This is a genomic window from Pseudomonas viridiflava (genome assembly GCF_900602065.1).
Taxonomy (GTDB): Bacteria; Pseudomonadota; Gammaproteobacteria; order Pseudomonadales; family Pseudomonadaceae; genus Aquipseudomonas.
Window position 1 is genome coordinate 321,702 of sequence record NZ_UWFN01000310.1, and the last position, 11,963, is coordinate 333,664.

General features: G+C 56.4%; 10 protein-coding genes. 9 read left to right on the forward strand and 1 reads right to left on the reverse strand.

Going from position 1 to position 11,963, the window contains the following annotated elements; translation table 11 throughout:
* The first annotated feature begins 35 nt into the window (after window positions 1-35).
* The 5 genes from odhB (at window position 36) to brnQ (ending at window position 7,551) form a co-directional block, all read left to right on the forward strand.
* Window positions 36-1,271 (forward strand): 2-oxoglutarate dehydrogenase complex dihydrolipoyllysine-residue succinyltransferase, encoded by a 1,236-nt coding sequence (gene odhB, locus EE949_RS23910; protein ID WP_122666540.1) that lies wholly within the window; start codon window positions 36-38, stop codon window positions 1,269-1,271.
* A 173-nt stretch (window positions 1,272-1,444) separates the two neighbouring features.
* Window positions 1,445-2,881 (forward strand): dihydrolipoyl dehydrogenase, encoded by a 1,437-nt coding sequence (gene lpdA / locus EE949_RS23915; RefSeq protein WP_122666541.1) that lies wholly within the window; start codon window positions 1,445-1,447, stop codon window positions 2,879-2,881.
* 188 nt (window positions 2,882-3,069) lie between these two features.
* Entirely contained in the window at window positions 3,070-4,236 is a 1,167-nt protein-coding gene (gene sucC / locus EE949_RS23920; protein WP_032629164.1) for an ADP-forming succinate--CoA ligase subunit beta, read from the forward strand.
* Window positions 4,236-5,120 (forward strand): succinate--CoA ligase subunit alpha, encoded by an 885-nt coding sequence (gene sucD / locus EE949_RS23925; protein WP_027900900.1) that lies wholly within the window; start codon window positions 4,236-4,238, stop codon window positions 5,118-5,120. Before sucC ends, sucD begins: the two co-directional genes overlap by 1 nt.
* 1,117 nt (window positions 5,121-6,237) lie before the next feature.
* Entirely contained in the window at window positions 6,238-7,551 is a 1,314-nt protein-coding gene (gene brnQ / locus EE949_RS23940; protein WP_122666544.1) for a branched-chain amino acid transport system II carrier protein, read from the forward strand.
* A gap of 122 nt (window positions 7,552-7,673) precedes the next feature.
* Here the strand turns inward: brnQ and EE949_RS23945 are convergent, their stop codons facing one another.
* Window positions 7,674-7,931 (reverse strand): hypothetical protein, encoded by a 258-nt coding sequence (locus EE949_RS23945; RefSeq protein ID WP_087267897.1) that lies wholly within the window; start codon window positions 7,929-7,931, stop codon window positions 7,674-7,676.
* 167 nt (window positions 7,932-8,098) lie between these two features.
* Between EE949_RS23945 and EE949_RS23950 the strand changes: the two genes are divergently transcribed.
* The 4 genes from EE949_RS23950 (at window position 8,099) to EE949_RS23965 (ending at window position 11,846) form a co-directional block, all read left to right on the forward strand.
* Window positions 8,099-8,563 (forward strand): PaaI family thioesterase, encoded by a 465-nt coding sequence (locus EE949_RS23950; protein WP_122666642.1) that lies wholly within the window; start codon window positions 8,099-8,101, stop codon window positions 8,561-8,563.
* The gene (locus EE949_RS23955) at window positions 8,560-9,003 is read left to right on the forward strand and encodes a PaaI family thioesterase (protein WP_122666545.1); all 444 of its coding nucleotides are present in this window, start codon (window positions 8,560-8,562) and stop codon (window positions 9,001-9,003) included. Before EE949_RS23950 ends, EE949_RS23955 begins: the two co-directional genes overlap by 4 nt.
* Window positions 9,004-9,125: 122 nt before the next feature.
* Window positions 9,126-11,030 carry a molecular chaperone HtpG gene (gene htpG / locus EE949_RS23960; RefSeq protein WP_122666643.1) on the forward strand — a complete coding sequence of 635 codons (1,905 nt, stop codon included), beginning with the start codon at window positions 9,126-9,128 and terminating at the stop codon, window positions 11,028-11,030.
* Window positions 11,031-11,114: 84 nt separating this feature from the next.
* Entirely contained in the window at window positions 11,115-11,846 is a 732-nt protein-coding gene (locus EE949_RS23965; RefSeq protein WP_122666546.1) for a dienelactone hydrolase family protein, read from the forward strand.
* Window positions 11,847-11,963 lie beyond the last annotated feature (117 nt).

The following is an 11,963-nucleotide window of genomic DNA, read 5'->3' on the forward strand; positions in this document are numbered from 1 at the left end:
CGCGCATTAGAAACCGAATTAAGGAATTACAGATAATGGCTATCGAGATCAAAGCCCCCTCTTTCCCGGAATCAGTTGCCGACGGCACCATTTCCAAGTGGCACAAACAGCCGGGCGAAGCGGTAAAACGTGACGAGCTGCTGGTTGACATCGAGACTGACAAAGTTGTCCTCGAAGTACTGGCTGAAGCTGACGGCGTACTGGCATCGATCGTGAAAGGCGAGGGCGAAATCGTCCTCTCCAACGAACTGATCGCAACTCTGGACGGTGGCGCTACCGCATCTGCTGCTCCGGCTGCCGCTGCTGCACCTGCTGCTGCCCCGGCTCAAGCGGCTGCCCCGGCCGCTGCTCCAGCTGCTGGCGACGAAGATTCGGTTGCTGCTCCTGCTGCGCGCAAACTGGCTGAAGAAAACGGCATCAACCTGGCCAGCGTCAAAGGCACAGGTAAAGACGGCCGTGTGACCAAGGAAGACGTGGTTGCGGCTGTTGAGGCGAAGAAATCTGCGCCTGCCGCTGCTCCGGCTGCAAAGCCAGCTGCCGCTGCTGCTCCAGTCGTTGCTACCGGCGACCGCACCGAGAAGCGTGTACCGATGACTCGCGTACGTGCCACCGTTGCCAAGCGTCTGGTTGAAGCTCAATCGAACATGGCGATGCTGACCACTTTCAACGAAGTCGACATGACCGAAGTCATGGCCCTGCGTTCGAAGTACAAGGATCTGTTCGAGAAGTCCAACAACGGCGTACGCCTGGGCTTCATGTCGTTCTTCGTCAAGGCAACCACCGAAGCGCTGAAACGCTTCCCGGCTGTCAACGCTTCGATCGACGGTTCCGACATCGTTTACCACGGTTACGCTGACGTAGGTGTTGCGGTATCCAGCGACCGTGGTCTGGTGGTTCCGGTTCTGCGTAACGCAGAGCAGATGAGCCTGGCTGAAATCGAAGGCGGCATCGCTACCTTCGGCAAGAAAGCCCGTGACGGCAAACTGTCCATCGACGAAATGACCGGTGGTACCTTCACCATCACTAACGGTGGTACTTTCGGTTCGATGATGTCGACGCCGATCGTCAACCCGCCACAAGCGGCCATTCTGGGCATGCACAACATCATCCAGCGCCCGATGGCGGTCAACGGTCAGGTTGTGATTCGTCCGATGATGTACCTGGCGCTGTCTTACGATCACCGTCTGATCGATGGTAAAGAAGCTGTGACGTTCCTGGTGACCATCAAAAACCTGCTGGAAGATCCAGCTCGTCTGCTGCTGGATATCTGATTCACGACAGCTGCAAGCCGCAAGCGTCAAGCTGCAAGTAAAAGCAGTCTGGCGCTGAAGCTTTGGTCGTCGCTACATCCTAATGAACAGGTTGCAACGCTCGTCTGTAATACATCACAGGCCAGCTTGCAGCTTGTAGCTTAAAGCTCGCAGCTAAAGAGGAACTCTTTGTTATGTCCCAGAAATTCGACGTGGTAGTGATTGGCGCAGGCCCTGGCGGTTATGTTGCCGCCATCAAGGCTGCGCAACTTGGTCTCAAGACTGCCTGCATCGAGAAGTATCAGGACAAGGAGGGCAAGCTGGCCCTCGGCGGTACTTGCCTGAACGTGGGTTGCATTCCGTCCAAGGCGCTGCTGGACAGCTCCTGGAAGTTCTACGAAGCCAAAAATGGCTTCTCGATCCATGGTATTTCGACTTCCGAAGTCAGCATGGACGTGCCGGCCATGGTCGGTCGCAAGGCCAACATCGTTAAAGGCCTGACCGGTGGCGTTGCCAGCCTGTTCAAAGCCAATGGCGTGACCACTCTGCAAGGCCACGGCAAGCTGCTGGCTGGCAAGAAAGTCGAACTGACCGCCGCTGATGGCACCGTTGAAGTCATCGAAGCTGATCACGTAATCCTGGCTTCCGGTTCGCGTCCGATTGACATTCCACCGGCTCCGGTCGATCAGAAAGTCATCGTTGATTCGACTGGCGCTCTGGAATTCCAACAGGTTCCACAACGTCTGGGCGTGATCGGCGCTGGCGTGATCGGTCTGGAACTGGGTTCGGTATGGGCTCGTCTTGGCGCTCAGGTGACTGTCCTGGAAGCACTGGACAAGTTCATCCCGGCTGCTGACGAAGCGGTTTCCAAAGAAGCCCTGAAAACTTTCACCAAGCAAGGCCTGGACATCAAGCTGGGCGCTCGCGTTACCGGTTCGAAAGTCGAAGGCGAAGAAGTTGTGGTCAGCTACACCGACGCAGCGGGCGAGCAGTCGATCACTTTCGACCGTCTGATCGTAGCCGTTGGTCGTCGTCCGGTAACAACTGATCTGCTGGCCGCTGACAGCGGTGTGGACCTGGATGAGCGTGGTTTCATCTACGTTGACGACTACTGCACCACCAGCGTTCCGGGCGTTTACGCGATCGGCGACGTGGTTCGTGGTCTGATGCTGGCCCACAAGGCTTCTGAAGAAGGCATCATGGTTGTCGAGCGCATCAAGGGCCACAAGGCTCAGATGAACTACAATCTGATCCCTTCGGTTATCTACACCCACCCGGAAATCGCATGGGTTGGTAAAACCGAGCAGACCTTGAAGACTGAAGGCGTTGAAGTTAACGTTGGCACCTTCCCGTTCGCAGCCAGTGGCCGTGCCATGGCAGCCAACGACACAGGCGGCTTCGTCAAGATCATTGCCGACGCCAAGACTGACCGTGTACTGGGTGTTCACGTTATTGGTCCTAGCGCTGCCGAGCTGGTACAGCAGGGCGCGATCGCGATGGAATTCGGCAGCAGTGCCGAAGACATCGGCATGATGGTCTTCTCCCATCCGACGCTGTCCGAAGCATTGCATGAAGCTGCTCTGGCCGTGAATGGCGGTGCCATCCACATCCAGAACCGCAAAAAGCGTTAAGACAACAAGAGAAACCACGACGGACTGCCCGTCGTGAGCCTTGCGAGCAAGACTCACCGCGGAATGTCCGCCGGACTCGACCTCCGGACTCTTCTTGAAGGGATTGCCCGGAGTAGCGGTCACAGGTGGTGCGGCACGCCAGACGTGCAGCACCGAATGCGCAGTACCTAACGAAGACGGTAATAAGCATGAATCTTCACGAGTATCAGGGTAAGCAGCTGTTCGCTGAGTACGGCCTGCCAGTATCCAAAGGCTACGCAGTAGACACCCCGGAAGCAGCAGCAGAAGCTTGCGATAAAATTGGCGGGACTGAGTGGGTTGTCAAAGCCCAGGTTCACGCTGGTGGTCGCGGTAAAGCGGGCGGCGTAAAGCTGGTTCGCAGCAAAGAAGACGCTGCAGCGTTCGCCCAGCAATGGTTGGGCAAGCGTCTGGTAACTTACCAGACTGACGCCAACGGTCAGCCAGTGACCAAGATCCTGGTTGAGTCCTGCACCGACATCGCTAAAGAGCTGTATCTCGGCGCTGTAGTGGATCGTTCGAGCCGTCGCATCGTGTTCATGGCTTCCACCGAAGGTGGCGTGGACATCGAGAAAATCGCTCACGACACTCCTGAGAAGATCCTCAAGGCCACGATCGATCCACTGGTTGGCGCTCAGCCATTCCAGGGTCGCGATCTGGCATTCCAGCTGGGTCTGGAAGGCAAGCAGGTTTCCCAGTTCGCCAAGATCTTCACCGGTCTGGCCAAGCTGTTCCAGGACCACGACCTGGCTCTGCTGGAAGTGAACCCGCTGGTCATCAAGGCTGACGGCGATCTGCACTGCCTCGACGCCAAGATCAACATCGACGCCAACGCCATGTACCGTCAGCCTAAGCTGAAGGCTTTCCACGATCCATCGCAAGATGATCCGCGCGAAGCTCACGCTGCCAAGTTCGAACTGAACTACGTGGCGCTGGAAGGTAACATCGGTTGCATGGTCAACGGTGCTGGCCTGGCCATGGGTACCATGGACATCGTCAACCTGCATGGCGGCAAGCCAGCCAACTTCCTCGACGTAGGTGGTGGTGCAACCAAGGAACGCGTTACCGAAGCGTTCAAGATCATTCTGTCCGACACCAACGTCGCAGCAGTACTGGTCAACATCTTCGGCGGCATCGTTCGTTGCGACATGATTGCCGAAGGCATCATCGGTGCAGTGAAAGAAGTCGGCGTGAAAATCCCGGTTGTTGTTCGCCTTGAAGGTAACAACGCTGAACTGGGCGCTAAAGTACTGGCAGAAAGCGGTTTGAACATCATCGCGGCTACCAGCCTGACCGACGCTGCTCAACAAGTTGTCAAAGCTGCGGAGGGCAAGTAATGAGCGTCCTGATCAATAAAGACACCAAAGTAATCTGCCAGGGCTTCACCGGTTCGCAGGGTACTTTCCACTCCGAGCAAGCCATTGCCTACGGCACCAAAATGGTTGGCGGCGTGACTCCAGGCAAAGGTGGCACCACTCACCTGAACCTGCCAGTGTTCAACACTGTGCAAGAAGCAGTAGACAAAACCGGCGCAACTGCTTCGGTTATCTACGTTCCAGCTCCGTTCTGCAAGGACTCCATCCTTGAAGCGGCGTTCGGCGGTATCAAGCTGATCGTCTGCATCACCGAAGGCATCCCGACCATCGACATGCTCGAAGCCAAGGTCAAGTGTGACGAGCTGGGTGTGGTCCTGATCGGCCCTAACTGCCCAGGCGTTATCACTCCGGGCGAGTGCAAGATCGGCATCATGCCAGGTCACATTCACTTGCCTGGCAAAGTAGGCATCGTGTCGCGTTCCGGCACCCTGACTTACGAAGCTGTGAAGCAGACTACTGATGCCGGTTTCGGTCAGTCGACCTGTGTTGGTATCGGTGGTGACCCGATCCCTGGCTCCAACTTCATCGACATCCTGAAGCTGTTCCAGGAAGACCCGAAGACTGAAGCGATCGTGATGATCGGTGAAATCGGCGGTTCGGCTGAAGAAGAAGCGGCTGCCTACATCAAGGCACACGTGACCAAGCCGGTTGTTTCCTACATCGCTGGTGTGACTGCTCCTCCGGGCAAGCGCATGGGCCATGCTGGCGCAATCATCTCTGGCGGCAAAGGCACTGCAGACGAGAAATTCGCTGCGCTGCAAGACGCAGGTGTTAAAACCGTGCGTTCGCTGGCAGACATCGGCAAGGCTTTGGCTGAGCTGACTGGTTGGGAAGTCAAAAAATAAGCATCTGCTTATTTGATTGACCGACTACACAAAGGCCACCTTCGGGTGGCCTTTGTGCGTTGTGGAGGGGGCGAACATCATTCCGGGCGGTTGCGTACATATCCCTTATTGCGGTAACGGCTGATATTGGTTCCGCCCTTACGGCGGGTCACTTTTGGCAAACGCCCGGAAGCCGGCCCGGCCAAAAGTAACCAAAAAGTCTGTGCCCCACCACTTGGTCCCTCGCCTAGGCTCGGGATGCCCGCCCGCAGATCCTGAACCGTGGGCCGCTGCAATGGGCCATCCATGGCCCGGTGCGGCTAACCCGGCATCCTTGCCCCTCTTCAACTCAAGGGCGTCCCACGGTTCAGAATCTGCGTTCGGCCAGCGTGGTTTAACGGGGCGCCTCAGATCAAAATCAAAAGCGCGGCGGCCTGACAGCCGACCTGATTTGTGTGAGCTTGCTACCTCAGCTCCGACCAACATGGACCTTGTGGGAGCGGTGCTTGCCCGCGATTCAGGCGCCACGGTACGTCAGATATACCGCGTAATCGTTCATCGCGGGCAAGCACCGCTCCCACATAATAAAACCGCGTGTATCCAGAGCCGTGCTCTTGATCTGCTTTTGATTTTGATCTTGAGCGCCCCGTTAAACCACGCCGGCCGGAATTCGACATTGCTGTGTGGGGCAAACCGGCAGGGATGCCGGTTTAGCCGCCTCAGGCCATGGATGGCGGGTGGCGGCGGCCCCACGCAGCAATGTCGGATTACGGGTATGCCGAGCGCCAGCGAGGGACCCAGTGGTGGGGCAAGAGCCTTTTGCTTACTTTTGGGCCCAAAGTGAGGCGCCGTAAGGGCGCAACCAATATCAGCCATAACGCTGCAACGGATATGTACACAAAATCCCGACATGGAAATGGATGTCGACACTTCGACCCCCAACCGTGCGTTCATCGGCCGCTTCGCCCTCTATTAGTGCAATAAAAACGCAAATTGGTTAGGCTAGCCGCCATTTTGTGCATCGCGGGTCTCACAAGGAGCCGCCGCACAGCGGCTCGTCCTAAAAGGACCGGCATGAATTTCCCCCACTCAACGGGAAGTCGCCCTCCAATTCCGATTCTGAAGTGTGGTTTTCTCAATGAAAGTGTTGAAAGGTCAGGACATCCTGGCACTGGGTTTCATGACGTTCGCCCTGTTCGTAGGGGCTGGCAATATCATCTTCCCGCCAATCGTAGGCCTGCAGGCCGGACCGCACGTGTGGATGGCTGCTTTGGGCTTTCTGGTCACCGCCGTAGGCCTCCCGGTCGTGACCGTCATTGCCCTGGCCAGGGTTGGTGGCGCAATGGATGCGCTCAGCAGCCCCATCGGCAAAATCGCGGGCAGTATCCTCGCGGCAGTGTGTTATCTGGCAGTAGGCCCGTTGTTCGCCACGCCACGTACCGCAACAGTGTCCTTCGAAGTCGGCCTCGCGCCGCTGACGGGGGATAGCCCGACAGCGCTGTTTCTCTACAGCCTGGTGTATTTCCTGATCGTGCTGTGGGTGTCGTTCTATCCAGGCCGTCTGCTGGACACGGTAGGGCGCTTCCTTGCGCCGCTGAAAATAATCGCGCTGGCGGTGCTCGGGATTGCAGCTTTCGCACTGCCCGCAGGAGACATCGGTGTCGCTGAGCCCGCTTATGTCGCAGCGCCGTTTTCTCAAGGCTTTATCAATGGCTACCTGACCATGGATACCCTGGGCGCGCTGGTGTTCGGCATTGTCATCGTCAACGCCATTCGCTCAAGAGGCGTAGAGTCGCCGCGTCTGATTACCCGTTACGCGATCATTGCCGGTTTGATTGCCGGGGTAGGGCTGGCACTGGTTTACATCAGTCTGTTCCGTCTGGGCTCCGGCAGTCACGCCGTCGCAGCAGGGGCGAGTAACGGCGCGGCGGTGTTGCATGCCTACGTGCAACATACTTTCGGTTCGCTGGGGAGCGGCTTCCTTGCGGTGCTGATCTCGCTGGCCTGTCTGGTCACCGCCGTGGGCCTGACATGCGCCTGTGCCGAGTATTTCGCCAAGGTACTGCCATTGTCATACAAAACCCTGGTGATAATTCTGGCGGCATTCTCGTTGCTGGTTTCCAATCTGGGTCTGACCAAACTGATTCTGTTCTCGATCCCGGTGCTGACGGCGATCTATCCGCCTTGCATCGTTCTGGTCGCGCTGAGTTTCTGCAAAAACTTCTGGTATTCCCAGGGCCGTATCGTCGCGCCGGTGATGCTGGTAGCGTTTGTGTTCGGTCTGATCGATGCGATCAAAGGCGCCGGTTTTACAGATTACCTGCCTCATGCCTTGAGCAACTTGCCACTTAGCGATCAGGGGTTGGCCTGGCTGATCCCGGCCGTCATTGTTCTGTGCGTGGCATTTGTCTGCGACCGGGTTATCGGCAAGCGTAACGAGGCGCTGGCCTGATGTTTAATGGCGTGTGATAAACGTTCAGAAAAATATCGACAGGCGAGTGTATTAAACTCGCAACTAATAAAGCCCGCTTATAGCGGGCTTTATTATCTGAAAAGTCGGGGAAACTTTTCGGCTTACTTGGTAGTCGCTGGATCTTGAGTCGTCTTGCCAGCTTCCTGGGCGCGCTGTGCGTCCGCTTCGGCATTCTTCTGAGCGGCTTCCTGACTTTCTTTGGCCGCGTCGTTCACTTTGTCCTGAGCCTTTTGCATGGACTCTTGAGATTCTTGAGCGGCTTTGTTCGCATCTTGTTGAGTGTTCTCGGATTTCTTGTCGCACGCGGCAAGGCCCAAGGTGGCAGAGAGCATCAAGGCATAAGCTAAAGTATTGCGCATGGGGTGTTTCTCCTTATTGAATATCTACGAGCCTAAGAGCCCTGCGCATTAAGTTAAGTTCCAACTCTTTCACGGCCTCATTGAATTTGTATGTCGCCCCCGTAATCCGGCCAGCTATGCTGGATCACAGCAACTTTCGAACAAAACATAAAAAAGTCGTGAGCCCTATGAGCGAAACCCTTGTTTTTGAGCGTGCCAAACGCTTTCTCTCGGCCTTGCCCCATTGTCAGGTGCTTGGGTTGCAGGTGGTCAGCGCCGACGCAAATGGCATGACGCTGGTGCTGCCTTATTCCGAGAAAATCATTGGCAATCCACAAACCGGCGTCATTCATGGTGGTGCACTGACTTCGCTGATGGACAGTGCTTGTGGTATCTCGATTCTCTGTGTTTTGCCGGAGTTCGAGGTTTGCCCGACGCTTGACTTGCGCATCGACTACATGAGCGCCGCAACGCCTCATCAGGACGTATTCGGCTTTGCGCAGTGCTATCGGGTCACGCCTGAGGTGCTCTTTATCCGCGGTTATGCATGGCAGGATGATCCGCAGCAGCCGATTGCTCATGTGGTCGGTACGTTCATGCGGTTGGGCAGGGCGGTCATCGGAACTCGAACGTTTGCGGGGAGCGACCAATGACGATTGATCTTCAGGAGCATTCGCGTCTGGCTCAGGCATCTGGCGATTTTACGCTGTTGCTGAGCAGCATCCCTTATGCGCAACTTATCGGTGTCGGTTGCTCACGTCAGGGCGATGATTTGATTTTTCATCTGCCTGCGGTTCAAGGCAATGTGGGTAATCCATTGCTTCCTGCCCTGCATGGCGGCGTTATTGCCGGCTTCATGGAATTAGCGGCCTCAGTGCATCTTCTGATTGCCATGGACGCCACACAGATGCCGAAAATGATCGATTTTTCGGTCGATTATCTGCGCGCCGGTCTTTATCGCGATACGTATGCCCAATGCCAGGTCTGGCGTCAGGGGCGACGGGTGGCCAATGTTGCGATCACCGCGTGGCAGGCCACAGCGGAAGAGCCGATCGCTACCGCCCGAGCGCATTTCAAAATTGAAGAGTTGTAGATCGAATCAGGCAAGCCCTTGAAATCCGAGACCCAGCCCCCACTTTGATGACAACCCGCCGCCAGACACAGGTTTCGGCTTGTGGCTGGGGGCTTATGCCATCTGATTGGAGTTTGATGACCATGAGTGTGGAAACTCAAAAGGAAACCCTGGGCTTCCAGACCGAGGTAAAGCAGCTGCTGCACCTCATGATCCACTCGCTGTATTCCAACAAGGAAATCTTCCTTCGCGAGTTGATCTCTAACGCCTCTGACGCCGTGGATAAACTGCGCTTCGAAGCACTGTCCAAACCGGACTTGCTTGAAGGCGGCGCCGAGCTGAAGATTCGCGTGAGCTTCGACAAGGAAGCGAAAACCGTCACGCTGGAAGACAACGGCATCGGTATGAACCGGGACGATGTGATCACCCACCTGGGGACCATCGCCAAGTCCGGCACAGCTGATTTCATGAAGAACCTGTCGGGCGATCAGAAAAAAGATTCGCACCTGATCGGCCAATTCGGTGTTGGCTTCTATTCGGCCTTCATCGTTGCCGATCAGGTTGAAGTATTCAGCCGTCGCGCAGGCACAGCTGCCAGCGAAGGCGTGCATTGGTCTTCCAAAGGCGAGGGCGAATTCGAAGTCGCCACTGTCGAGAAGGCCGAGCGCGGTACCCGCATCGTCCTGCACCTGAAAAGTGGTGAAGATGAGTTCGCTGACGGTTACCGTCTGCGCAATATCATCAAGAAATACTCCGATCACATCGCTTTGCCGATCGAGCTGCCAAAAGAATCGGCCGCTGCCGAAGGCGAAGAGGTTCCGGCTGTTGAATGGGAAACCGTCAACCGCGCCAGTGCCCTCTGGACCCGTCCTCGCACTGAAGTGAAGGACGAGGAATACCAGGAGTTCTACAAGCACGTCGCCCACGATTTCGAAAACCCGCTGAGCTGGAGCCATAACAAGGTTGAAGGCAAGCTGGAGTACACCTCGCTGTTGTACGTGCCTGCCCGCGCTCCGTTCGATCTGTATCAGCGTGAAGCCCCTCGTGGCCTGAAGCTATACGTGCAGCGTGTATTCGTCATGGACCAGGCCGAGTCGTTCCTGCCGCTGTACATGCGCTTCGTCAAAGGCGTGGTCGATTCCAATGACCTGTCCCTGAACGTTTCGCGTGAGATTCTGCAGAAAGACCCGATCATCGATTCGATGAAGTCGGCCCTGACCAAGCGTGTCCTCGACATGCTGGAAAAACTGGCGAAAAACGAGCCTGAGCAATACAAAGGCTTCTGGAAAAACTTCGGTCAGGTCATGAAAGAAGGCCCGGCAGAAGACTTCGCCAATAAAGAGAAAATCGCCGGTCTGTTGCGTTTCGCTTCGACTCATGAGGAAGGCGGCGAGCAAATCGTTGCTCTGGCTGAATACCTGGCTCGCGCCAAGGAAGGTCAGGACAAGATTTACTACCTCACCGGTGAAACCTACGCGCAGGTCAAGAACAGCCCGCACCTTGAAGTCTTCCGCAAGAAAGGCATCGAAGTGCTGCTGCTGACCGACCGTATCGACGAGTGGCTGATGAGCTACCTCAGCGATTTCGATGGCAAGGGTTTTGTCGATGTGGCGCGTGGTGATCTGGATCTGGGCAAGCTTGATTCTGAAGAGGATAAGAAGGCTCAGGAAGAAATCGCCAAGGACAAAGAAGGTCTCATCGAGCGTCTGAAAACGGCTTTGGGTGATTCCGTCAGTGAAGTGCGGGTTTCTCACCGTCTGACTGATTCCCCGGCGATCCTTGCTATCGGCGAGGCTGACCTGGGCCTGCAGATGCGGCAGATTCTTGAAGCCAGCGGCCAGAAGGTTCCGGACTCCAAGCCGATCTTCGAATTCAACCCGGCGCACCCGCTGATCGGCAAGCTGGACGCCGAGCAAAGCGAAGAGCGGTTTGGCGACCTGTCGCACATCCTGTTCGATCAGGCTGCGCTGGCAGCAGGTGACAGCTTGAAGGATCCGGCGGCTTACGTGCGCCGTCTGAACAAGTTATTGGTCGAGTTGTCGGTTTAATATTCCGAGTCAAAGAAAACCCGCTTCGGCGGGTTTTCTGATTGTGCTCTACCCATTTGTCTTTCATTACTTGAGGAGTCAACGATGAGCAGCAACGTTACTGTGCGTTCAGTGGTGTACCAGATTGACGGCCAGCCTTACGAGAGCCGTCTGGTTTTTGACTCGGGTGACGCGTCTTCACGTCCTGGTCTGTTGATGGCCCCAAACTGGATGGGTGTCACCGAAGGCGCCGAGAAAATCGCACAGGCGGTGGCAGAGCAGGGCTATGTCGTGTTTCTTGCTGACCTCTATGGCCAGAGCACTCGCCCGCAGAATAACGATCAGGCTGGTGCTGCGATGATGCCGCTCAAGGACGATCGCGGGTTGTTGCGCAAGCGTATGCAGGCTGCTCTGGATCAATTGCTCGCCCAGACTGACGCACCGGTTGATGCCGACAAAGTCGCCACTTTCGGTTTCTGCTTCGGCGGTTGCTGTTCTCTGGAGTTGGCACGCACCGGCGCGAACCTGAAAGCTGCCGTATCGTTCCACGGCACGCTGGATACGCCAAACCCGACTGATGCGAAAAACATCAAGGGTTCAGTGCTAGTGCTGCACGGTGCTTCGGACCCGTTGGTACCCAAAGAACAATTGCCGGCTTTTGAAGCCGAAATGAATGCGGCAGGCGTTGACTGGCAGTTGCTGAGCTATGGCGGTGCAGTGCACTCGTTCACCGATCCGCACGCGCAGACCCCGGGCATGATGCAGTACGATGAAAAGACCGCGAAACGCGCGTTTGCGTCGATGCACAACCTGCTGGATGAAGTGTTCAAGGGCTGACACAGTCTTGCGGACTTCATTGATCCGTGTGGGAGCCGAGCTTGCTCGCGATGAACGATGACGCGGTATGCCTGAAACTGCGCGTCGACTGCATCGCGGGCAAGCGCGCTCCTACAG